This is a genomic window from Mycobacterium sp. 4858, assembly GCF_900240975.1.
Taxonomy (GTDB): Bacteria; Actinomycetota; Actinomycetes; order Mycobacteriales; family Mycobacteriaceae; genus Mycobacterium.
In genome coordinates this window covers 3,163,852-3,185,702 of record NZ_LT968776.1, presented here as the reverse complement: position 1 = coordinate 3,185,702, position 21,851 = coordinate 3,163,852, and the positions used below count along the sequence as shown (strand labels likewise).

General features: G+C 67.3%; 21 protein-coding genes. 8 read left to right on the top strand and 13 right to left on the bottom strand.

The features are described 5' to 3' along the window. Nucleotides 1–19 precede the first annotated feature (19 nt). A complete protein-coding gene (locus tag C1737_RS23730) occupies nucleotides 20–1,669 on the top strand; it encodes a DNA repair helicase XPB (RefSeq protein WP_102419617.1) in 1,650 nt (549 codons plus the stop codon). A 113-nt stretch (nucleotides 1,670–1,782) separates the two neighbouring features. Here C1737_RS23730 and C1737_RS23725 read toward each other — a convergent pair whose 3' ends face one another. Together C1737_RS23725 and C1737_RS23720 are read right to left on the bottom strand one after the other, a co-directional pair. Next, on the bottom strand, nucleotides 1,783–2,928 hold the full coding sequence (locus C1737_RS23725) for a thiolase family protein (RefSeq protein ID WP_102419616.1): 1,146 nt from the start codon (nucleotides 2,926–2,928) through the stop codon (nucleotides 1,783–1,785). 1 nt (nucleotide 2,929) lies between these two features. Further along, nucleotides 2,930–3,364, bottom strand: coding sequence for a Zn-ribbon domain-containing OB-fold protein (locus tag C1737_RS23720; RefSeq protein WP_102420093.1), 435 nt, complete (start codon nucleotides 3,362–3,364; stop codon nucleotides 2,930–2,932). A 145-nt stretch (nucleotides 3,365–3,509) separates the two neighbouring features. On the opposite strand from C1737_RS23720, the gene C1737_RS23715 reads away from it, so the two are divergent. Continuing rightward, nucleotides 3,510–3,803: a putative quinol monooxygenase gene (locus C1737_RS23715; RefSeq protein ID WP_067927448.1), complete on the top strand. Its 294-nt coding sequence runs from the start codon at nucleotides 3,510–3,512 to the stop codon at nucleotides 3,801–3,803. A 54-nt stretch (nucleotides 3,804–3,857) separates the two neighbouring features. Here the strand turns inward: C1737_RS23715 and C1737_RS23710 are convergent, their stop codons facing one another. Continuing rightward, the gene (locus C1737_RS23710; protein WP_102419615.1) at nucleotides 3,858–4,847 is read right to left on the bottom strand and encodes an LLM class F420-dependent oxidoreductase; all 990 of its coding nucleotides are present in this window, start codon (nucleotides 4,845–4,847) and stop codon (nucleotides 3,858–3,860) included. A gap of 111 nt (nucleotides 4,848–4,958) precedes the next feature. Between C1737_RS23710 and C1737_RS23705 the strand changes: the two genes are divergently transcribed. Genes C1737_RS23705 through C1737_RS23695 form a run of 3 tightly spaced genes read left to right on the top strand, consistent with a single transcriptional unit; the run spans nucleotide 4,959 to nucleotide 7,690 of the window. Beyond that, complete coding sequence (locus C1737_RS23705; protein ID WP_102419614.1) at nucleotides 4,959–6,191, top strand: FAD-dependent monooxygenase; 1,233 nt, start codon at nucleotides 4,959–4,961, stop codon at nucleotides 6,189–6,191. Then, a complete protein-coding gene (locus C1737_RS23700) occupies nucleotides 6,182–7,039 on the top strand; it encodes an LLM class F420-dependent oxidoreductase (protein WP_102419613.1) in 858 nt (285 codons plus the stop codon). The genes C1737_RS23705 and C1737_RS23700 overlap by 10 nt, the downstream gene beginning before the upstream one ends. A 24-nt stretch (nucleotides 7,040–7,063) precedes the next feature. Next, the gene (locus C1737_RS23695; RefSeq protein ID WP_102419612.1) at nucleotides 7,064–7,690 is read left to right on the top strand and encodes a bifunctional 2-polyprenyl-6-hydroxyphenol methylase/3-demethylubiquinol 3-O-methyltransferase UbiG; all 627 of its coding nucleotides are present in this window, start codon (nucleotides 7,064–7,066) and stop codon (nucleotides 7,688–7,690) included. Nucleotides 7,691–7,708: 18 nt separating this feature from the next. On the opposite strand, the gene C1737_RS23690 is transcribed toward C1737_RS23695, so the two are convergent. Continuing rightward, nucleotides 7,709–9,016, bottom strand: coding sequence for an MFS transporter (locus C1737_RS23690; RefSeq protein WP_233214853.1), 1,308 nt, complete (start codon nucleotides 9,014–9,016; stop codon nucleotides 7,709–7,711). Here C1737_RS23690 and C1737_RS23685 point away from each other — a divergent pair. Beyond that, a complete protein-coding gene (locus tag C1737_RS23685) occupies nucleotides 9,006–11,120 on the top strand; it encodes a thiamine pyrophosphate-binding protein (protein WP_102419610.1) in 2,115 nt (704 codons plus the stop codon). The genes C1737_RS23690 and C1737_RS23685 overlap by 11 nt on opposite strands. An 80-nt stretch (nucleotides 11,121–11,200) precedes the next feature. Here C1737_RS23685 and C1737_RS23680 read toward each other — a convergent pair whose 3' ends face one another. Continuing rightward, nucleotides 11,201–13,357, bottom strand: a complete 2,157-nt coding sequence (locus tag C1737_RS23680) for a 3-hydroxyacyl-CoA dehydrogenase NAD-binding domain-containing protein (protein ID WP_102419609.1) — start codon at nucleotides 13,355–13,357, stop codon at nucleotides 11,201–11,203. Nucleotides 13,358–13,361: 4 nt separating this feature from the next. Continuing rightward, nucleotides 13,362–14,573, bottom strand: a complete 1,212-nt coding sequence (locus tag C1737_RS23675; protein ID WP_067927469.1) for an acetyl-CoA C-acetyltransferase — start codon at nucleotides 14,571–14,573, stop codon at nucleotides 13,362–13,364. Nucleotides 14,574–14,764: 191 nt separating this feature from the next. Between C1737_RS23675 and C1737_RS23670 the strand changes: the two genes are divergently transcribed. Then, nucleotides 14,765–15,943 (top strand): pyridoxal phosphate-dependent aminotransferase, encoded by a 1,179-nt coding sequence (locus tag C1737_RS23670; RefSeq protein ID WP_102419608.1) that lies wholly within the window; start codon nucleotides 14,765–14,767, stop codon nucleotides 15,941–15,943. Nucleotides 15,944–15,951: 8 nt separating this feature from the next. Here the strand turns inward: C1737_RS23670 and C1737_RS23665 are convergent, their stop codons facing one another. The 4 genes from C1737_RS23665 to C1737_RS23650 are packed head-to-tail and all read right to left on the bottom strand — an operon-like array spanning nucleotide 15,952 to nucleotide 18,494. Further along, entirely contained in the window at nucleotides 15,952–16,401 is a 450-nt protein-coding gene (locus C1737_RS23665; protein WP_199182921.1) for an SRPBCC family protein, read from the bottom strand. 50 nt (nucleotides 16,402–16,451) lie between these two features. Next, nucleotides 16,452–16,907 carry an SRPBCC family protein gene (locus tag C1737_RS23660; RefSeq protein WP_082972771.1) on the bottom strand — a complete coding sequence of 152 codons (456 nt, stop codon included), beginning with the start codon at nucleotides 16,905–16,907 and terminating at the stop codon, nucleotides 16,452–16,454. A 58-nt stretch (nucleotides 16,908–16,965) separates the two neighbouring features. Next, entirely contained in the window at nucleotides 16,966–18,045 is a 1,080-nt protein-coding gene (locus C1737_RS23655; protein WP_102419607.1) for a CaiB/BaiF CoA-transferase family protein, read from the bottom strand. A 5-nt stretch (nucleotides 18,046–18,050) separates the two neighbouring features. Further along, nucleotides 18,051–18,494, bottom strand: coding sequence for an SRPBCC family protein (locus C1737_RS23650; protein ID WP_068092746.1), 444 nt, complete (start codon nucleotides 18,492–18,494; stop codon nucleotides 18,051–18,053). Nucleotides 18,495–18,558: 64 nt separating this feature from the next. Between C1737_RS23650 and C1737_RS23645 the strand changes: the two genes are divergently transcribed. After that, nucleotides 18,559–20,244 (top strand): alpha-keto acid decarboxylase family protein, encoded by a 1,686-nt coding sequence (locus C1737_RS23645; RefSeq protein WP_068092744.1) that lies wholly within the window; start codon nucleotides 18,559–18,561, stop codon nucleotides 20,242–20,244. A 10-nt stretch (nucleotides 20,245–20,254) separates the two neighbouring features. On the opposite strand, the gene C1737_RS23640 is transcribed toward C1737_RS23645, so the two are convergent. The 3 genes from C1737_RS23640 to C1737_RS23630 are packed head-to-tail and all read right to left on the bottom strand — an operon-like array spanning nucleotide 20,255 to nucleotide 21,851. After that, a complete protein-coding gene (locus C1737_RS23640; RefSeq protein WP_067927488.1) occupies nucleotides 20,255–20,440 on the bottom strand; it encodes a bacterioferritin-associated ferredoxin in 186 nt (61 codons plus the stop codon). Between the two features lie 13 nt (nucleotides 20,441–20,453). Continuing rightward, a complete protein-coding gene (locus C1737_RS23635; RefSeq protein ID WP_199182919.1) occupies nucleotides 20,454–21,080 on the bottom strand; it encodes a fatty-acid--CoA ligase in 627 nt (208 codons plus the stop codon). 18 nt (nucleotides 21,081–21,098) lie between these two features. Continuing rightward, the gene (locus tag C1737_RS23630; RefSeq protein ID WP_158243991.1) at nucleotides 21,099–21,851 is read right to left on the bottom strand and encodes an alpha/beta fold hydrolase; all 753 of its coding nucleotides are present in this window, start codon (nucleotides 21,849–21,851) and stop codon (nucleotides 21,099–21,101) included.

Sequence of the window (21,851 nt, the reverse complement as noted above, 5' to 3'; positions counted from 1 at the left end):
ATGAGAAGGAGTTGGGCCATTGACTGACGGCCCGTTGATTGTGCAGTCCGACAAGACGGTGCTGCTCGAGGTCGACCACGAGTCGGCCGGCGCGGCGCGTGCCGCCATCGCGCCCTTCGCCGAGCTCGAGCGCGCGCCCGAGCACGTGCACACCTACCGCATCACGCCGTTGGCGCTGTGGAATGCCCGCGCCGCCGGTCACGACGCCGAACAGGTGGTCGACGCGCTGGTCAGCTTCTCGCGCTACGCGGTGCCCCAGCCGCTGCTCGTCGACATCGTCGACACCATGGCCCGCTACGGCCGCCTGCAGCTGGTGAAGCACCCGGCGCATGGCCTGACCCTGGTGAGCCTGGACCGCGCGGTGCTCGAGGAGGTGCTGCGCAACAAGAAGATCGCCCCCATGCTCGGCGCCCGGATCGACGACGACACCGTCGTCGTGCACCCCAGCGAGCGCGGCCGCGTCAAGCAGATGCTGCTCAAGATCGGCTGGCCCGCCGAGGATCTCGCGGGCTACGTCGACGGCGAGGCGCACCCGATCAGCCTGGCGCAGGACGGCTGGCACCTGCGCGACTACCAGCAGATGGCCACCGACTCGTTCTGGGCCGGCGGGTCCGGGGTGGTGGTGCTTCCGTGCGGGGCCGGCAAGACACTGGTGGGCGCGGCCGCGATGGCGAAGGCCAGCGCGACGACGCTGATCCTGGTCACCAACGTCGTCGCGGCGCGGCAATGGAAGCGCGAGTTGGTCGCGCGCACCTCGCTGACCGAGGACGAAGTCGGCGAGTATTCGGGTGAGCGCAAGGAGATTCGGCCCGTCACGATCTCGACGTACCAGATGATCACCCGCCGCACCAAGGGCGAGTACCGGCACCTGGAGCTCTTCGACAGCCGCGACTGGGGGCTGATCATCTACGACGAGGTCCACCTGCTGCCGGCGCCGGTGTTCCGGATGACCGCCGACCTGCAATCCAAGCGGCGCCTGGGCCTGACCGCCACGCTTGTCCGCGAAGACGGACGCGAGGGCGACGTGTTCTCCCTGATCGGCCCCAAGCGCTACGACGCCCCGTGGAAGGACATCGAGGCGCAGGGCTGGATCGCGCCGGCCGAGTGTGTCGAGGTGCGGGTCACCATGACCGACAACGAGCGGATGATGTACGCCACCGCGGAACCCGAAGAGCGCTACAAACTCTGCTCGACGGCGCACTCCAAGATCGCCGTGGTCAGGTCGATTCTGGACAAGCACCCCGGCGAGCAGACGCTGGTGATCGGCGCCTACCTCGACCAGCTCGACGAGCTGGGTGCCGAGCTGAACGCGCCGGTGATCCAGGGATCGACCCGGACCAAGGAACGCGAGGAGCTCTTCGACGCCTTCCGCCGCGGCGAGGTGTCCACGCTGGTGGTGTCCAAGGTCGCCAACTTCTCCATCGACTTGCCGGAAGCGTCCGTGGCCGTACAGGTTTCGGGGACCTTCGGCTCGCGCCAGGAGGAGGCTCAGCGGCTGGGGCGGTTGCTGCGGCCGAAGGCCGACGGTGGCGGGGCCATCTTCTACTCGGTGGTGGCGCGCGACAGCCTGGACGCCGAGTACGCCGCGCACCGGCAGCGCTTCCTCGCCGAGCAGGGCTACGGCTACATCATCCGCGACGCGGACGACCTTCTGGGACCGGCGATTTAGCGGGCAACCACGGCCGCTCTGCCGGACCATGCGACGCTCGCGGATTTTGATATCACCCGCGATATCGAATTCGGGCGCGCACGCATGGTTCCCGCCGGGCTCCGCGCCACCGGCTACAGCGACAGGATGGTCGCCGAGGCGGTGCCCGGGGCGCCGTACACCTGGGCCAGGCCGACGCGCGGATTTCCCGGCACCTGACGCTCGCCCGCCTCACCGCGCAACTGGCGCACCAGTTCGTGCATCTGCCGCAATCCGGATGCGCCGATCGGCTCGCCGTTGGCGATCAACCCGCCGTCGGTGTTCACCGGCATCGAGCCGTGAATCTCGGTGGCGCCGTCGGCCACCAGTTTCTCCTGCTCGCCGTCGGCGCACAGGCCCGTCTCGGCCATGTGGATCACCTCGGCGCCGGCGTCGGTGTCCTGCAGTTGCGCGACGTCGACGTCCTCGGGCCCGACGCCCGCCGCCTCGTAGGCCGCCTTGGCCGCGTACACCGTCGGTGACGCGTCCTCGTCCAGCGGGGCCGACGTGGCGTGCACCTCGTAGGCCCCGTACCGCCGGGTCCGGATCTCGCAGGCACGCACGTACACCGGCTTGTCGGTGAACTTGTGCGCCAGGTCGGCGCGGCACATGATCACCGCGGCGGCGCCCTCGTCGGGCGCGCAGAACATGTACTGCGTCAGCGGGTAATTGAGCACCGCCGAGTTGAGGATCTCGTCCTCGGGAATCGGCTTGCGGCGGAACGCATTCGGATTCAGCGCACCGTTACGGAAGTTCTTGGCCGCCACCTTGGCCAGCGTGGCCTGGGAGATGTTGTGGTCATGGATGTACTTGTTGGCCTTGATGCCGAAGAACTTGGTGGTGACGAACTGTCCGTTCTGGGCGTACCACTGCGGCAGCGCCAGCTTGGCGGGGTCGTCGGTGAAGGCGCCGCGCGGGTGTTTGTCCAGGCCGATGGCGATACCGATGTCGTACTTGCCAAGCCGGATCGTGTCGGCGGTCTGCTGAATCGCGCTCGCGGCGGTGGCGCACGCGTTGAACACGTTGGTGAACGTGATGCCGGTCAGCCCGACGAGGCGGGTCACGGCGTCGGGGTTGGACACCTCGTGGCTGCCGCCGAAGCCGAACTGAATGTCCTTCCACGCCACGCCCGCGTCCTTCAGTGCGGACTGGACGGCCTCGGCACCCATCTGCATTGCGGTCTTGTCGAACCGACCGAAGGGGTGCAGGCCCACGCCGATGATGGCGACGTCGTTGGTCATCTCAGGCTCCTTCCGGAGAAGTTGAGACCGGCTGGAATGCGAACGTCATGATTTCGGCGCCCTCTGCGTCGGTGGTCAAAGGCACCATGGTGAGCTCGACCTCCTGCCCGAACTGCAGCTTGGCCGGGTCGTTCTCGGTCAACCGCCCCTCGACCCGGATCACGTCGCCGAGCTGGACCAGCCCCACCCCGAACGGGACGAAGTCCTTGCCGGTGGGGCCGGCGTAGGGAGCCCCGGGCGGGAAGCCCTGGGTGGTCCACGCGACCAGCGTTCCGCGCCGCGGCAGGAACACGTCGGTCATCGCGCCGGCGCTGCAACGCGGGCACCACTGCTGCACCGGGAAGGTGGTGGCCCCGCAGCTGCCGCACCGACTGCCGATCAGCTGTGGGCTCTCGTCGGGCCAGGTCGAGATCTCGGGCGCGAGTGCTTTTTGCATCGGTGGATCCTCCAGAGGCGCCGCCAACAGAATGTTGCTCACCGAACCGTATAACAGCTTTCCGAAAAGTGGAAACCGCATTCTCATTAGCGTGCGCGAGCGTGGGGCTGGGCTATCTTGGCGAGGCGACGTAAGGAGACGACCAATGCCAGTCACGGTGATACTCGAACTGAAGTTCAAGCCCGACGCGGTGCCGCAGGCGCGCGAGGTCATGGGCCGGGCGCTGAAAGACACCCGGGCGTTCGCCGGGAACCTGGGCACCGATGTGCTCGTCGACGAGGACGACGAAGCCCACTGGCTCATCTACGAGATATGGGACACGGTCGGGCACGACGAGGCCTACCGCGCGTTTCGCGCCGGCGAAGGCCGGCTCACCGAGTTGCCGCCGCTACTGGCCGAGCCGCCCGTCAAGAAGAGGTACACCACCTCCGACATCTAGCTGATGGTCGCGACCCGCTGCGCCCGGCTTCGCCGCGCTTGCGATCGCTCCCAGCTAGCTCAGGGCGGGAATGACCTCGCGCTCGAACAACTCGATGCCCGAGCGGTCGTACGCGGCCTCCGGGAAGTAGCAGATGGCGTATTCGCAGCCGAGGTCGCGCAGCTTGGCGATCCGCTCGATCACCTGCTCCGGCGTGCCCGTCGCCGAATCGGGGCCACTGCCCGCGGCGAGCATCGCATCGGCGGCCGCCTCGGGCACGTAGCGGACTAGACGGTCGCGGACACGCGCCAGCCGGTCCTTGACATCGGCGTCCGAGGTTCCGACGACGGCGTTGAAGTTGGCCGACCGCGCGATGGCGTCGAAGTCGGTGCCCAGCTGTTCGCAGTGTCGCGCAAGCACTTCCGACTTGTGGGCGAACGCCTCGGGCTCCGACGTGAAGTTGGTGTACTGCGCATATTTCGCGGCGATGCGCAGGGTCACCTTTTCACCGCCGCCGGCGATCCACAGCGGGATCCCGTTGTTCTGCAAGGGCTTGGGGGCGACGATGGCGCCGTCCACCTGGTAATGCCTGCCGTCGAAGCTGACCTTGCCGTCGCGCCAGGCGTCCCGCATGATCTGTACGCCCTCTTCCAGGCGGCCCAGCCGCACGCCCGCCGGGGGGAAGCCGTAACCGTAAGCGCGCCATTCGTGTTCGTACCACCCACCGCCGATGCCCATCTGGATCCGCCCGCCGGAGATGATGTCGGCGGTCGCCGCGACCTTGGCCAGGTACACCGGATTGCGGTAGCTCATCGCGGTGCACATCTGGCCGAGTTTGATCCGCGACGTGACGGCCCCGTAGGCGGCCATCAGCGACCACGCCTCGTGGGTGGCTTCGCCGGTTGGCAGCGGAACGGTGTGGAAATGGTCGTACACCCACAGCGAGTCCCACGCGCCGTTGTCGGCATAGGTGGCCAGGTCTCGCATCGCCGCCCAATGCTTCGCCGGTTCGATGTCGACCAGATCCATTCGCCAGCCTTGCGGGATGAAGAGACCGAAGCGCATGACAACGGACTCTAGCCCCAAGACCAAAGCACTGCGGCGACCTAAGCGGGCCGCGCCGCCGCCGGTCCTCGTGATTAGGCTTACCGAGTCCGGTAGCAACGGGAGGTCGGCATGCGGGTCCTGGTCTCCGGCGCGAGCATCGCCGGACCGGTGCTGGCGTACTGGCTGACCCGTCATGGCTTCGACGTCACCGTGGTCGAGCGCGCGCCCACCCTGCGCAAGACCGGCGGCCACGCCGTCGACCTGTTCCGTCCCGCGATGGAGATATCGGCGAGCATGGGCGTCCTGCCTCAGATCGAAGCGCTCGCCACCGGAACGAACAGCATGACCATGCATCGGGAGGGCCGGGCCCGGCCCTTCGAGATCGACCTCACCAAGATCTACGCCGCCACCTCGGACCGGCACGTGGAGATCATGCGCGACGACCTCAGCGAGATCTACTACACCGCCGGCCGCGACCGCGTCGAATACTTGTTCGGCGACTCGATCACAGCGATCGATCACGCCGGCGAGGTGACCTTCGAGCATGCCCCCGCCCGCCGGTTCGACGTTGTCGTCGGCGCCGACGGGCTGCACTCCAACGTCCGGCAGCTGACCTTCGGTGACGAAGCCAACCTCACCCGATTCCTGGGCGGATACCTGGCGGTGGTGTCGGCGCCCAAGGAGCTGGCCACCGCCGGCGAGATAACCTGCCACGTCGGCGTCGGACGCGTCGCGGCCATCTACACCGCCGAGCACCTGGACGACGCGCGCGCCGTCTTCCTGTTCCGCTCCGGCCGGGAACTGGACTACCACCACCGGGATGCGTTGCGGCAGAAGGAGCTTCTGCGTGACGCGTTCGTGAACATGCACGAGCAGGTCGACCGTTGGCTGGGCGAAATCGACCGCACACCAGCGTTCTACTTCGATTCGATCAGCCAACTCCGGCTGGACCGATGGTCGCGCCGGCGGGTCACCCTCGTCGGCGACGCGGGATACTGCCCCGGCCCCGCGGTGGGCGGCAGCACCAGCCTTGCGGTGCTGGGCGCCTACGTGCTGGCCGGCGAGCTCGCCCGGGCGGACGGCGACCACCTGCGCGCGTTCGCCGGCTACGAATTGCAGATGCGCGAACCGGTGCACCGCAGCCGGGCCTTCGCGCGCGGCGCCGCCAAGGGCATCATCCCCGGCTCACGACTCGGGGTGTGGGCGTTGACGCGTGGCGCCCAGCTAGTGTCACTGATGCCGGGCTCGCTTTCGCGGGCACTGGCGAAACTCAACACGAAGGGCGTGCGCATGCACGACTCGATGCCGGTGCCCGACTACGGCGCGGTGCGCGACGAAAGGAACGATCGCCCATGGAACTGACCGGCGTCGGAATCTGGAGCAGTCAACTTCGGTACGGTGACCCGGCCGAATCCGCCGACGCGGCAGCGGAATTGGACGAACTGGGCTTCCCGGCGCTGTGGATACCCGACGTCGGCGGGCCGGTGCTCGAAGCGGTGGGCAACCTGCTCGCCGCGACCAAGCGGACCGTGATCGCCACGGGGATCCTCAACCTGTGGATGCATGCGCCCGGCGACGTCGCCGCGTCTTTTGCGACGCTGACCGCCCGGCACGGCGACCGCTTCCTGCTGGGCATCGGCGTCAGCCACGCGCCGCTGATCGACGCCGGCCAACCCGGGCGCTACCGCAGACCGCTGGCGGCGACGGCGGAATTCTTGGACGGGCTGGACGCCGCCCCAGAGCCCGTACCCGCCGACAGCCGGGTGCTCGCCGCGCTCGGCCCGAAGATGCTGCACCTGGCCGCGACCCGCGCCCGCGGGGCGCACCCGTACCTGGTCACCCCCGACCACACCGCCTTCGCCCGTGCGACGCTGGGCGAAGGCCCATTGCTGCTGCCGGAGCAGACCGTGATCCTGACCGACGACGCCGACGGGGCGCGCCGCATCGGAACCGACTGGCTGCGTGCGTATCTGGCATTGCCGAACTACGCCAACAACCTGCTGCGCAGCGGGTTCTCCGGCGACGACCTGGCCCAGGTGAGCGACCCGCTGTTCGACGCCATCATCGCGTGGGGCGACGAGGAGGCCATCATGCGCAGGGTCGCCGAGCATCGCGCGGCGGGCGCCGACCACGTGTGCGTCCAAGTGCTGCTGGACGACCCGAAGGCCTTCCCGCGCGATCAATGGCGCCGCATCGCCGCCGCGATGTAGCGGGTTGAGGCATACCGTTGGGGCATGGCCTCCAAGCACACCCTCTTTCGGATCTTTTACCGAGTCGGATTCACCCCATGGGATGGTCATCCGATCGCACAAAATTTGCGCGACCTGGTCGAGGGCACCAATGACACGCCCCCACTGCCCGCAGGATCGGCCCTCGATCTCGGATGCGGCACCGGGGACTCGTCGGTCTACCTCGCACAGCACGGATGGAATGTCACCGGCGTCGACTTTGTCCCCCGGGCACTCGAGAAGGCCCGGGCCAAGGCCGCCGATCTGCCGGTCAACTTCGCCCAGGCCGACGTCACGCGGCTGAGTCAGACCGGGATCGGCACGGGCTTCGAGCTGATCGTCGACAACGGCTGCCTACACAACATGAGCGACGTCGATCGCGAGGCGTATGTCCGGGAGGTCAGCGCGGTGGCCGCGCCCGACGCGCGCCTGTTCATCGTCGCGTTCCGCCCCGGCGGGAGGTTCGGCGTGCGGGGCGTCGAGCCCGCCGAGATGGAGACACGCTTCGCATCCGCCTGGACTCTGCTGTCGGCCGGCGACGAGGTCGACCTCGATGAAGCGCGGCGCAGACGGGGAGGCGCGGGAGAGGAGACTGCGGCGCGGTACTACCTCTTCCAGCGCCGCGACACCTAAAACGCAAAAGCCGGTGCCCTAGTTGGCCCATCGAGTCGACTCGGCAGGCTCCCGAACTCGGTCTCGCTCCTGCGCGGTGAGACAAAGCGCGGCCGCGATCCCATACGCCACCGCGCTGATTGCCAGCAACTCGGTCGCGCTCCTCGTAAACGTCGGAATGTCGGGAGATCCTGCGACCGCGCTGAAGATGGCAACCCCCAACGCTCCACCGGCGTGCCTGGCAGTGTTGCTGGCGCCGGAGGCGGCGCCCGGTGCCGCCGGCAGCACTCTCAGCGCCGCGATGACGATCGCCGGAGTCAGAACGCCAAGGCCGGTACCCCACAACACGAGTGAGCACACCAACAACGGGTAGTTGGGCCCGTCGACTGCGCCCGCGATGCCGCCGAACCCCAGCGCGGACGCGATCAATCCCAGCGCACTTGTTCGCCATGGGCCCAATTTATGCGTGAGTGCTGCAGCGGCTCCGCCGAGCGCCGGCATCGGCAACATGCCCGGCAAGAGGATTAGGCCAGTCAACATCGGGCTCAAGTGGTGAACCACTTGGAAGATCTGAGTCAGGGTGAACAGTGACCCAAGGACGCAGAGACTCATCAAAGCGGTTACCGCGCATGCGACTGCGAAGGGATACCGCGCTCCGGCCGGTACCCGCACTAGTGGGTGCGCCGTGCGGCGCTCGGCATACCAGAAGCCGCCGGTGGCACAAACCGCCATCGCCGCCATCACGGCCCCCAGAACCCGATTTTCCCGGCCTTGAAGAATGAAAGTTACTGCGGACGCGAGGATTAGGACAACGAAGACGGCTCCAATCCAGTCGACCGGCGCACGTTTGTCAGCGGCGGGGTTGTGGCGCGGGATCCGGATAATCGGCACGAGTGCGGCAATAATGACCGGGACGCCGAGCCAAAACACTGAGCGCCATCCCGCCAACTGCACCAGCAGCCCCCCTAAAGGCGGGCCGGCCGGCAAAGCGGCACCACCGATGGCGGCCCAAACACCTATTGCTCGTGTACGTGCGCGCTCCGTGCTCGCGGACTGAGCTATGAGGGCCAGGGTTCCTGGGAGCATCAATGCGGCGCACACTCCCTGCGCCGTCCGACCAAGAAGCAGAACCGACATCACTGGCGCCACGGCGCATACGGTTGAAGCGACGCCAAACCCGACGAATCCAATAACGACGACCGCCCGGTGCCCAAGCCGGTCGCCCACAGCTCCCGAAGCCAACAGAAGCGCCGCCATGGGTACCGTGTAGGCGTCTACCGTCCAGGCGAGTTGAGAACCGCTCGCCCGCAGGGCCGAGCCGAGTTGCGGTAATGCGATGTTGACCACTGTGACGTCCAAGAGAACCAGAAAGTATCCGGTGCACAATGCGGTCGTCACCGGCCACCTGCTTTGTGTGTTTCGCACGCGAGCTATTGTCAGCCCAAAGTCGCTGATTCGCAGTGTAAGTGAGTCCATCCGACGACGCGGTTTGCGCATCGATTGCCTCGCGCTCGCCACGCGGCGTGACAGAACGGCGCTCCGCTCGGCTGACATCTACCTGACATTGCGCAACTACTTCGTGACGATCGTAACGAGCCCGCCCGACGGTGTTTACCACCGTGTCAACACCTTAGGCAAAGCTGTAGACGATTCGCAGTCAACAACGACGTCCTGCATGGCCCAACTCCGACAGGAGCCGCATATGTTGACTGCTCAATCGACGCGGACGCAGCGGCAGTATGACGTCATCCCTCCCGCACCGGCCACGCGCGGCACCGTTGCGGAAGCTCTGGTAACCATGTTGGCCGACCTGGGCGTGACAGCGGCATTCGGGATCTGCGGAGGTGCCATCGCTCCGCTCTGGGATGCATTGGAGCACAGCCGCATTCGTCTCATACACTTCCGTCACGAGGCGGGTGCGGCGTTTGCCGCGACTGAGGCATATCTCACCTCTGGCTCGCCAGTCGCCGTTTGTGTCACCAGCGGTCCCGGCATCACAAATGCGCTAACGGGATTGCTGGCAGCCCGCAGCGACGGCGCGAAGGTGATTTTGGTGTCCGGTTGTACGACTATCTCGCAAGTTAATCGGACACCTATGCAGGAGACGACCCCCCAAACATTGGGCGTAGACATGTTTGCTGCAGGTCCCCTATTCCATTACGGGGTCATCGTGGAAGCAAGCTCCGATCTGGTCGAGATCCGCCGGAAGCTGGCAGAGGGGCTACAACGAAAAGGAAGCTTCGTCGCCCACGTCAGCTTTTCGGTTGCGATACAAAAATCGCCTGCCTCCGTGTCGGTCAACGCCCCGCCGGTACAGACCGTTCATCCGCGGGCCGCGCCTGAAGACGTGCGCTCCTGCGCCGACATCCTGCGCAAGGAACGGGCGGCGATTTGGCTCGGCTTCGGGGCACGGCATGCGGCCAAGGAAGTGTACGAACTCGTCGAACGTATTGATGCACCGGTGTTTTGTTCACCACGCGCGAAGGGAATATTCCCGGAGAGCCATCCCCTCTTCGTCGGCGTGACCGGGTTCGGCGGCGACCGAGCCGTGCTCGAATTCATGCGCGAGCACCGCCCGGAGCGCGTTTTGGTGCTCGGTTCGCGCCTCGGCGAGATGACCTCGTTCTGGAACCCCGAGATGATCCCCCCGAGGGGATTGATCCACGTGGACATCGACCCGACTGTGCCAGGTGCTTCATACCCTGACATTCCAACGATCGCCGTTCACAGCGAGATTGGCACATTCCTTGCCGAGCTGCTGACGGCTTTGGGACGGACGACGTTGGAGGCCGAGACTAACAGGTCCCGTTCGTGGCACCTCGGAATCTCGACTCCTGTAGCACCGCCGCCAGACCACCTCTGCGCGGGTCCCGTACGACCTCAACTGCTGATGCAGGCGGTGCAACGTGTCGTTGTTGAAGAGAGTTCCGCCATCGTTCTGGCAGAGGCAGGCAACGCATTCGCGTGGGCGACTCAACGACTGCGTTTCAATTCTCCCGGGCGGTACCGGATCAGCACGTCGTTTGCCTCGATGGGACACGCGGGCACAGGTGTGCTTGGCAGCGCGTACGCATCCGGTCGCAAGGCCGTTGCGCTTGTCGGTGACGGCACCATGCTGATGAACAACGAGATCAGCACCGCCGTGCAGTACCGGATTCCAGCGGTGTGGGTCGTCCTCAACGATTCTGGCTACGGCATGATTGACCAAGGTATGACGCAGTGTGGCTACAGAGCCAACGAAATATCGTTGCCCCCTACCAACTTCGCTGCGATTGCTCGTGCTATGGGGGCATACGGACGGCGGGTCGAAGAAGAATCGGAAGTGCAAGAAGCGTTGTCGGCCGCGATGACCGTTGCTGGTCCGGCTGTTGTCGATGTACACACAGACCCGCGATGCAAAGCACCGATCGGCGGCCGAGTCACAAGCATTGTGGACCAGTCAAGTACGTAGAACCTCCATCCAATAACCACCTGCCGCAATGCAAAAGCCCCCGAAGACAAGCGCTTCGGGGGCTTTCGCGACTGCTGGAACTACGTCAGCGAATCCGGCGGCAGGAAGCGGTCGCCGTACTTGGCGGCAAGCTCGCGGGCCCGCGCCACGAAGGCTTCCTTGCCCGTACCGCCCGCACCGGAGTAGCCGACGATGAACTGCGCGCTACCACCGGTGTACGGCGGGAAGCCGATGCCCATGATCGAACCGATGTTGGCGTCGGCGGTCGACGTCAGCACGCCCTCGTCGAGGCACTTCTGGGTTTCCAGCGCCTCGGCGAACAGCATCCGGTCGATCATGTCCTGCAACGGGATCTCCGCGCTGCCGGACTTGAACGTCTCCCGCAGGCCCGGCCAGAGCTGGGTGCGCTTGCCGTCGACGTACTCGTAGAAGCCCGCGCCCTTGAGCCGCGACGGGCGTCCGATCTCGATCATCTTCTCCACGACCGCCTCGGCCGGGTGCGGCTCGTAGGTGCCGCCCGCGTCCTCGACGCCCTTACGGGTCGCGGCCGCGATCTTGTGCATCAGCTCGAGGTTGAGCTCGTCGGACAGCTGCAGCGGCGGCGCCGGGTAGCCGGCCTGCGAGCCGGCGTGCTCGATGCTGGCCGGTTCGACACCCTCGCCCAGCATCGCCAGCGCCTCGTTGACGAAGGTGCCGATGACACGGGAGGTGAAGAAGCCGCGGCTGTCGTTAACGACGATCGGGGTCTTGCCGATGGCCAGCGTGTAGTCGAACACCCGGGCCAGCGCCTCGTCAGAAGTCTTCTCGCCCTTGATGATTTCGACCAACGGCATCTTGTCCACCGGTGAGAAGAAGTGGATCCCGATGAAGTCCTCCTGGCGCTTCACGCCGGTCGCCAGACCGGTGATCGGCAGCGTCGAGGTGTTGGATCCCAGCAGCGCGTTCGGCTCGACGATGTCCTCGATCTCGCCGAACACCTTGTGCTTGAGGTCCTGGTTCTCGAACACCGCCTCGATCACGAAGTCGACGCCCTTGAAGTCGGCGGGGTCGGCGGACGGCGTGATGCGGTCCAGCAGCGCCTTGCTCTTCTCCTCGGTGGTCTTGCCGCGCTGAAGCGCCTTGGCCTCAAGCTTTTCCGAGTAGCCCTTGCCCTTCTGGGCGGCTTCGATGCTGACGTCCTTGAGCACCACGTCGAAGCCGGCCTTGGCCGATACGTAGGCGATGCCGGCGCCCATCATGCCCGCGCCCAGCACACCGATCTTGTTGATCTTGACCGGCTCGATGCCGTCGGGGCGCGAGCCGCCGCCGTTGATGTGCTGCAGGTCGAAGAAGAACGCCTGGATCATGTTCTTGGCGACCTGACCGGTGACCAGCGAGGTGAAGTAACGGCTCTCGATGCGGCTCGCGGTGTCGAAGTCCACCTGCGCACCCTCGACGGCCGCGTCCAGGATGGCCCGCGGCGCCGGCATCGGCGCGCCCTTGAGCTGCTTGCGCAGCAGCGCGGGGAACGACGGCAGGATGCCGGCCAGCGCCGGGCTGGACGGGGTGCCGCCGGGCATCTTGTAGCCCTTGGCATCCCACGGCTGGGTGTGCGCGTCGGGGTTCGCCTTGATCCATGCCTTGGCGGCCGGCACCAGTTCCTCGACCGAGCCGACGAGCTCGTCGACCAGTCCCATCTCCTTGGCCTTGTCCGGCCTGAACCGGGTGCCCTGCGACAGAACGTTCATGAAGGCGTTCTGGATGCCGAACATCCGCACGGTACGGGTCACCCCGCCACCGCCGGGCAGCAGGCCCAGCGTCACTTCGGGCAAACCCACCACGAGGCCCTTGACGTCGGCGGCGATGCGGTGGTGACAGGCCAGCGCGATCTCCAGGCCGCCGCCGAGCGCGGCGCCGTTGATGGCGGCCACCACCGGCTTGCCCAGGGTCTCCAGGACACGCAGGTCGCGCTTGATCTCCTCGACCTCGGTGAAGACGTCCCCGGCGTTCTCGGGGCCGGCGGTGATCATGCTCTTGAGGTCCCCGCCGGCGAAGAACGTCTTCTTCGCACTGGTGATTACCACGCCGGTGACCGAATCTGGCTCTTCTGCGACAAGGCGTGCCAACTCTTTCACGGCCTTGTGCATCGATTCCTTGTAGTGTTCGTTCATCACGTTCGCCGACCCGGTGGGGTCGTCGAGCGTCAGCGTGACGATGCCGTCGGCATCCTTGTCCCACGCAATGGTGTTCTCTGCCATGGTCTTAAACCCTCTCGATGATGGTGGCGACACCCATGCCGCCGCCGATGCACAGCGTGATCAGCGCGCGTCGCGCGTTGCGGCGCTCAAGCTCGTCGACCATGGTGCCGGTGATCATGGCGCCGGTGGCGCCCAGCGGGTGGCCCATCGCGATGGCGCCACCGTTGACGTTCAGCTTTTCGTCGGGGATGTTGAGATCCTTCTGGAACTTCAGCACCACCGACGCGAACGCCTCGTTCAGCTCGAACAGGTCGATGTCGTCGACCGTCAGCCCCGCGCGGTCGAGGACCTTGCGGGTGGCCGGGGTCGGGCCGGTCAGCATGATGACCGGGTCTGAACCGCTGGTCGCCGTGGCCACGACGCGGGCGCGCGGGGTCAGGCCCTGCGACGTGCCGGCCTTCTCGGACCCGACGAGCACCAGCGCGGCCCCGTCCACGATGCCCGAGCTGTTACCGCCGGTGTGCACGTGGTTGATCTTCTCGACCCAGTGGTACTTCTGCAGCGCCACGTCGTCGAAGCCACCCATCTCACCGATGCCGTCGAACGCCGTCTTCAGCTTCGCCAGGCCCTCCATGGTGGTGTCGGGCCGCATGTGCTCATCGTGGTCGAGGATGACCAGACCGTTCTGGTCGCGCACCGGCACCACCGACTTGGCGAAGTAGCCGCCCGACCAGGCCTCGGCGGCCTTCTGCTGCGACCGCAGCGCGTAGGCGTCGACGTCCTCGCGGGAGAAGCCCTCGAGGGTCGCGATCAGGTCGGCGCCGATGCCCTGCGGCACGAAGCCGATCTGGTAGTTGGTCTCGGGGTCCAGCGCCCAGGCGCCGCCGTCGGAGCCCATCGGGACCCGGCTCATCGACTCCACACCGCCCGCCAGCACCAGGTCGTCCCAGCCGGAGCGGACCTTCTGGGCGGCGGTGTTGACGGCCTCGAGGCCCGAGGCGCAGAACCGGTTGAGCTGCACGCCGCCCGTGGTCTCGGGCAGCCCCGCGGCCAGCACCGCGGTGCGGGCGATGTCGCCGCCCTGGTCGCCGACCGGCGAGACGCATCCCAGGATCATGTCGCTGATCAGGTTCACGTCCAGATCGGGGTTGCGCCTGCGCAGCTCGTCGACCAGCCCGACGACCAGGTTGAGCGGCTTCACCTCGTTCAGCGAGCCATTTCGTTGCTTGCCCCGCGGTGTGCGGATGGCCTCGTAAATGAAGGCTTCTTCGGACATGTCGAGTTCCTCTTCGCGAGTGGGTTTCGGATCCGTATTAAAGGTTAGGTCCAGATACCGCACCCTAACAAAGTGCCCGGCCAACCTGTTGGTTGGGCCGATCGCCGCTGGTCAGCCCCGACGCGGCGGGTGGCCGCCGAGTATGTGGCCGGCCGCACACGCGAGCCGCGCGCCCCCTAAGCTCGACCGGCATGACGGTGTCGCGACTGCGTCCCTACGCGACCACGGTGTTCGCCGAGATGTCGGCGCTGGCGGCGCGGGTCGGCGCGGTCAACCTCGGTCAGGGGTTCCCTGACGAGGACGGGCCCGCCGCCATGTTGAAGGCCGCCCAGGACGCCATCGCCGAGGGGAACAATCAATACCCGCCCGGCATCGGCGTGGCCTCGCTGCGGCACGCCATCGCCGCCCAGCGACAGCGACACTTCGGCATCGAGTACGACCCCGACACCGAGGTGCTGGTAACGGTCGGGGCGACCGAGGCCATCGCGTCCGCGGTGCTGGGCCTGGTCGAGCCCGGCTCGGAGGTGCTGCTCATCGAGCCGTTCTACGACTCCTACTCGCCGGTGGTGGCGATGGCCGGCGCGCACCGGGTGGCCGTCCCCCTGGTCCCGCACGGGCGCGGCTTCGCCCTGGATGCCGACGCATTGCGCCGGGCCGTCACGCCACGCACCCGCGCGCTGATCGTCAACTCGCCGCACAACCCGACCGGCACGGTGCTCAGCGCGGCCGAACTGACCGCCATCGCCGACGTCGCGGTCGCCGCCGATCTCCTGGTGATCACCGACGAGGTTTACGAGCACCTGGTGTATGACGGCCACCGGCACCTGCCGCTGGCCGGCTTCGACGGCATGGCCGAGCGGACGGTCACCATCTCCAGCGCGGCCAAGATGTTCAACTGCACCGGTTGGAAGATCGGATGGGCCTGCGGCCCAGCCCAACTCATCGCCGGGGTGCGGGCGGCAAAGCAGTATTTGAGCTACGTCGGCGGCGCGCCGTTCCAGCCGGCCGTGGCCCTGGCGCTCGACACCGAGGACGCGTGGGTGGCCGGGCTGCGGCGCTCGTTGCGGGACCGTCGCGACCGGCTGGCCGCCGGGTTGTCGGAGGTCGGCTTCGAGGTGCACGACAGCGCCGGCACCTATTTCTTGTGCGCGGACCCGCGCCCGCTCGGCTACGACGACAGCACCGCATTCTGCGCGGCCCTGCCGGAAAAGGCCGGGGTGGCGGCCATTCCGCTGTCACCCTTCTGCGACCCGGCCGCCGCGCACGCCTCGGCGCAAGCCGACGTGTGGAATCACTTGGTGCGCTTCACCTTTTGCAAACGCGAGGACACCCTCGACGAGGCGATCAGGCGGCTGGCCGTCCTGCGGTGACCGGCGCGCTACGTCGCGGGCCCGAAACCCTCCATCACGCGCTGGCGCAGTCCCTCGAGCGCGGCGTGCAGGATCTTCTTGCGGGCCCGGCTGACCCAGAACTCGGGCAGCGGAGCAAATGGTTCGACCGTGATGGCGAACCGCACCCTGGTCTTGTCGTAGCCCTCCCGGGTGAGGCTGTACTCCCCGTGCTGGCCGCGTTGCTGGGCGGTCTTCTGGGCGTCCCACACCATCCAGTCCGGTCCCCAGTGGTATTCGAGCAATTCGGTGTCGTGGATGCCGGTCACCGCGATCGTGACCCTCACGTGGTGGGGCCGGCCGTCGGGGTGCTTGTCGACGACCTCGACCCGCTTGTGCACCGACGACCATGACGGCACCGCGTCCATGTCGGCCAGCGCCTCCATGATCACTTCCGGAGGCGCGTCGATGACGATTTCCGACGACGCTTGAACGGCCACTGCTAATAAGTTAGCAATCGCTTCGCCACCGCCGAAGGAGAAAACGCGGGCTATTCGGCGTCGGATGAACCGCGGATCTGCTTTACCAATTCGCACAGTCCCCGCACCGACGAGTCGAGAACGCTTTCGCTGGCCCGCCGGACGATGAACGCGGGCATGGGCCGGCCGGGTTCGACCGTGACATCGAAGCGCACCCGGGTCTTGTCGAGGCCCTCGGGTTTGAGGTTGTACTCGACGTGCTGACCATGCTGCTGGGAGGTGCCTTTGGCGTCATAGACGACCCAATCGGGGCCCCAGTGATATTCCAGGATCTCTTTGTCGACCAGCCCCAGAATCTTGATCGTGGTGGCGACGTGGTGGGGCCGGCCGTCCGGATAACGGTCGATCACCTCGATGTGTTTGTGCAGCGGTGACCACGACGACAGGACGCCGACATCTGTCAGCGCCTCCATAACCACTTCCGGCGGCGCGTCGACGACAAATTCCCGTGATGCTTTTACGGCCACTGAGGTTCAACCTAGCAATGCCGCCCACCCTGTGGATCCGTTCGACGTAATACGCTGGCTACCAGTCGATTTCAGCAAGGGGTGTGGTGGCGCCCGGCGGCCGCCCGACCGGCGCGGCCGGGGTGCGCGAGAAGCGCGGGCCGGGTGCGGCCTGGTCGACCCCGTGCGCGGTGACGATCGTCGACCGCGCCCTCAGGTGCTCGTCGGCGGCCGCTTCGTTCCATGTCAGCACCGGGGTGACGCACGCGTCGGTGCCGGCGAAAACGGCGACCCATTCGTCGCGGGTCCGGCTGGCGAACCGTTGCGTGAAGACGTCGTGCATCTGCCGGTAGGACTCGGTGTCGAGCTGGCCGGGGACCTCGTCGGTGGACAGGCCCAGCCCGGTCAGCAACGCCGCGAAGAATTGCGGCTCGATGGCGCCGACGGCCACGTATTTGCCGTCCGCGGTTTCATAGCAGCGGTAGAACGGGGCGCCACCGTCGAGCAGGAATGATTCCCGCCGGTCGCGCAGCGACCCGGTCGACTTCATGGTCCACATCATCTGGGCGAGCAGGCTGACGCCGTCCACCATTGCCGCGTCGACGACCTGTCCCCTGCCCGAATGTTCCCGCTCGTACAGCGCGGTCACGATGCCGAGCAGCACCAGCATCGACCCGCCGCCGAAGTCGGCGACCAGGTTCAGCGGCGGCATCGGGGGCCGGTCGGCGTAGCCCAGCGCGGACAGCGCGCCGGTCCGCGACAGGTAATTGATGTCGTGGCCCGCCGTCTGGGCCAGCGGCCCGTCCTGACCCCAACCGGTGATCCGCGCGAAGATGAGCCGCGGATTGACCGCCGCGCACTCGTCGGGCCCGATGCCGAGTCGCTCGCAGGTGCCCGGCCGGAAACAGTCCAGCAGCACGTCGGCTTTGGCGGCCAGATCCAGCAGCGCCTGCGGCTGCGTCTTGACGTCGAGGTCGACGATCCGCTTCCCCCGGTGCAGCAGATCGCGGTCCTCCGCCGGCATCACCAAGCCACCGGGCCGGCGCACCCGCACCACGTCGGCCCCGAGGTCAGCGAGCATCATCCCCGCGTGCGGCCCCGGTCCGATCCCGCCGAGCTCGATGACCCTGACCCCGGACAGGGGCCCGCCGGCGCCCACCGCGACTAGTTCCCCTTCTTGACCTTGAGCACCCGCTCGCGCAGCGCCTTGGTCGCCGAGTCGATGGTGCCCTTGACGGCGCGTTTCAGGACGAAACCGGGTAGGGGCACGTTCGGGTCGGCCAGCAGCTCGAACTTGACCAGCGTCGCCTCACCCTGCGGTATCAGGGTGTACTTCCCGTCCTGCGCCTTCTGCTGCGAGGAGCTCACCAGCTTCCAGCTCACCGCGTCCGCCGCCCAGGTGTAGGCCACCACCTGCTCATCGGTGATCCCGGCGACCTTCACCTTCATCTTCACCTGTTCGGGCCGCCCGTCGGCCCCTCTCGAGAGGACTTCAGCACTCTGATGGGGTTCGGACCATTCAGGCATCGCTTCGAAATCGGCGATGACGGCCAGGATCTCCTCCGGACTGGCTTCGATGACGATGTCGCGGGATTCCTTGAGTGCCATGGCCCGCACGATACTGAAGCCGCGTCCGGCCCGGTAGGGATTCGACCGAGGTACCGTCGTGCTTGTGACTGACCCCGCCAGCCAGCCCGTCTACACCGTCGGTGACTATTTGTTGGACCGCCTCGCCGAACTCGGCGTCACCGAGATCTTCGGCGTCCCGGGGGACTACAACCTGGAATTCCTGGACCACATCGTCGCCCACCCCGGCATCCGGTGGGTGGGCAACGCCAACGAGCTGAACGCCGGGTATGCCGCCGACGGCTACGGTCGGCTGCGCGGAATGTCGGCCGTGGTAACCACTTTCGGCGTCGGCGAGCTGTCGGCGGCCAACGCCGTCGCGGGCAGCTACGCCGAGCAGGTCCCCGTCGTGCACATCGTCGGCGGACCCTCGAAAGACGCGCAGGGCACCCGCCGCGCGCTGCACCACTCCCTCGGCGACGGAGACTTCGAACATTTCTTCCGGATCAGCCGCGAGATCACCTGCGCGCAGGCCAACCTCATGCCCGCGACCGCCCGCCGCGAGATCGACCGGGTGCTGTCGGAGGTGCGCGAGCAGAAGCGGCCCGGCTACATCCTGCTGTCCACCGACGTGGCCCGCTTCCCCACCGAACCGCCCGGTGACCCGCTGCCCCGCTACACCGGCGGCACCAGCCCGCGCGCGCTGTCGCTGTTCGTCGAGGCCGCCTCGGAGCTCATCGGCGACCACCAGCTGACCGTGCTGGCCGACTTGCTGGTGCACCGGCTGCAGGTGGTCAAGGAACTCGAGACGCTGCTGACGGCCGACGTCGTCCCCTACGCGACGCTGATGTGGGGGAAGAGCCTGCTCGACGAAAGCTCGCCGCACTACCTCGGGATCTACGCGGGCTCGGCCAGCGCCCCGGCGGTGCGCGCCGCCATCGAACAGGCGCCGGTCCTGGTGACCGCGGGCGTGGTGTTCACCGACATGGTGAGCGGTTTCTTCAGCCAGCGGATCGACCCGGCCCGGACCATCGACGTCGGGCAGTACCAGAGCAGCGTGGCCGGCGAGGTCTTCGCCCCGCTGGAGATGGGTGCCGCGCTGGAGGCGCTGGCCACCATCCTGACCCGGCGCGCGGTCACGTCGCCGCCGGTGGCCTCACCGCCCGCCGAAGCGCTGCCCCCGCCCCCGCCGCGGGACCAACCGCTGACGCAGGAGATGTTGTGGGACCGCCTGTGCACGGCCCTCACCCCGGGCAACGTCGTCCTCGCCGACCAGGGCACCTCCTTCTACGGGATGGCCGACCACCGCCTGCCGCAGGGCGTGACCTTCATCGGTCAACCACTATGGGGCTCAATCGGTTACACGCTGCCCGCGGCGCTGGGGGCCGGGGTGGCGCATCCGGACCGCCGGACCGTGCTGCTGATCGGTGACGGCGCCGCGCAACTGACCATCCAAGAGCTGGGCAACTTCTCGCGGGAAGGCCTGTCCCCGGTCATCGTCGTGGTGAACAACGACGGCTACACCGTCGAGCGGGCGATCCACGGGGAGGCGGCGCCCTACAACGACATCGTGAATTGGAAGTGGACGGATGTCCCCGGCGCGCTGGGGGTCGCCGACCACCTGGCGTTCCGGGTGCAGACCTACGGTGAGCTCGACGACGCCTTGACGGCCGCCGCGCGGCACCGGGACCGCATGGTGCTCGTCGAGGTGGTTTTGCCGCGGCTCGAAATCCCGCCGCTGCTGGTCGAACTCGTCCAGCCGATGTCGCCGGACGGCAGCGTTCGCCGCTAGGGCCATCGCATCAGGATCGAGCGGGTGCGCCGTTCGGGCCCGCCGATCGCAGTATCGCCTGGACCGTCCGCCGGCAGCGGCCGCAGTCGGCGCCCGCCCCGCAGGCCCGGGCGACGTCGTTGGTCGTGCACGCCCCGGCCTCGATCGCCTCGGTCACCATTTGGCTGGTGACCCCGTTGCACAGGCACACGAACATCCCGGGTGGCCGCTCAGTCCGCCTCGATGCGCATCATGTTGGTGAATCGGCCGACGAACACCGGCGGGTAGGGCCCCACCCCGGCGCCCGACATCCACTCGGCCGCGGCGTCGGGATGCTCGATCCACCGCCGCGCGCTCTCCTCGTCGGGCAACTCCGACATGATCAGCACCTCGTGCTCATCGTCGAAGGCCTGGAAGATCCACGTCTTGCGGATGCCGGCCGCGACGAATCTCTCGGTGGCCGAGGCGACTTCGGCGGCCAGCCCCGGCACGTCGTGGACCGAGGCGATGGTGGCGACGACGACGCCCGGAGCCTCCGGGGTCGCGGTGGGCGCCGGAATGAACCTGTCGACGATCTCGCCGGCGAAGACCGCCGGAATGTCGTCGACGCCGGCCGCGTCGAACCAGTCGAAGAAGACGCGCGAGCGCAGCAGTTCCACGATCGGCTCGCGGCTGTGGACTCCGATCATCACCAGCACTCGGCCGTAGTCGTGCGTCGAGGTGTAGACCAGGACGTGGTGGGCGCCGATGTCGGCCAGGGCCGTCTTCCTGCGCTCGAGCAGCGGCCACACCCGGCTGGGATCCGGAACGCGGTAGTCCGACGCGATCACCATCGAATGAATGTCGTTCGTCATCACCGCCGCCTCACACCGGATTCAACGACGAAGGTACTCGATGATCGCGGCGGCCACGGCGTCGGGCTGTTCGGGGAAAAGGGCGTGGCTGGCGTCATCGATGACGACGGTGCTGACGCGTTCGCCGTAGCGGGCGCGCAGGTCGCCCCATTCGGCGCGGTGGTGAAACGGGTCGAGGGCGGCGATGATCTCGAACACCGGCGCTTCCCCGGCGCCCCAGTAGCGCGCGACGTCGGTGTGCTGCGCGCAGTCCACCTGCATTGCAAGGGTTTCCGGATACCAGCCGGTCAGCCAGATGGAGGCATCGTGGCCGGGCGCGAAGAAGGCCATCCGCAGCGCGTCCAGTCGGGCCGCGTCGGGCAGAGTGAGGTCACCGGCGCGTATCGGTGCTGAATTGATCTGTGGGTCAACGGTTTTCCCGGCTGCGGCGGCCAGGATCACTGCCGCCACGGTGTCGGGATGGTGCACGGCGGTTGCGCGCGCGACGAAGTTGCCGAAGGCGTGCCCGAGGATCACGGCGGGCCCGTCGGCCAGGTCCTCAATCACCCGCGCGATATCGCCGGCCATGTCGGCGAAGGTGACACCGTTCATGGGTCCACGGGAACCCGCGATGCCGCGCGGCTGTGGGCGTAACACCCGGTGGCCCGCGGCGACGAGCGCCGTGGTCAAGGCGTCGAAGTCGCCGCCGGCGTCGCGGCCGTAAGACGGGATGATCACGACGGCGGGCCCGTCTCCGTCGACGCGGGTGTCGATCGATGCCTGTGCTGTCTTCAC

Coding starts and splice junctions, on each gene's coding strand:
- C1737_RS23670 (WP_102419608.1), top strand. CDS start 14,765: ATGACGGTGTCGCGACTGCGTCCCTACGCGACCACGGTGTTCGCCGAG.
- C1737_RS23700 (WP_102419613.1), top strand. CDS start 6,182: ATGGAACTGACCGGCGTCGGAATCTGGAGCAGTCAACTTCGGTACGGT.
- C1737_RS23710 (WP_102419615.1), bottom strand. CDS start 4,847: ATGCGCTTCGGTCTCTTCATCCCGCAAGGCTGGCGAATGGATCTGGTC.
- C1737_RS23640 (WP_067927488.1), bottom strand. CDS start 20,440: ATGTTCGTGTGCCTGTGCAACGGGGTCACCAGCCAAATGGTGACCGAG.
- C1737_RS23715 (WP_067927448.1), top strand. CDS start 3,510: ATGCCAGTCACGGTGATACTCGAACTGAAGTTCAAGCCCGACGCGGTG.
- C1737_RS23680 (WP_102419609.1), bottom strand. CDS start 13,357: ATGGCAGAGAACACCATTGCGTGGGACAAGGATGCCGACGGCATCGTC.
- C1737_RS23685 (WP_102419610.1), top strand. CDS start 9,006: ATGTTGACCACTGTGACGTCCAAGAGAACCAGAAAGTATCCGGTGCAC.
- C1737_RS23695 (WP_102419612.1), top strand. CDS start 7,064: ATGGCCTCCAAGCACACCCTCTTTCGGATCTTTTACCGAGTCGGATTC.
- C1737_RS23720 (WP_102420093.1), bottom strand. CDS start 3,364: ATGCAAAAAGCACTCGCGCCCGAGATCTCGACCTGGCCCGACGAGAGC.
- C1737_RS23705 (WP_102419614.1), top strand. CDS start 4,959: ATGCGGGTCCTGGTCTCCGGCGCGAGCATCGCCGGACCGGTGCTGGCG.
- C1737_RS23725 (WP_102419616.1), bottom strand. CDS start 2,928: ATGACCAACGACGTCGCCATCATCGGCGTGGGCCTGCACCCCTTCGGT.
- C1737_RS23675 (WP_067927469.1), bottom strand. CDS start 14,573: ATGTCCGAAGAAGCCTTCATTTACGAGGCCATCCGCACACCGCGGGGC.
- C1737_RS23650 (WP_068092746.1), bottom strand. CDS start 18,494: ATGGCACTCAAGGAATCCCGCGACATCGTCATCGAAGCCAGTCCGGAG.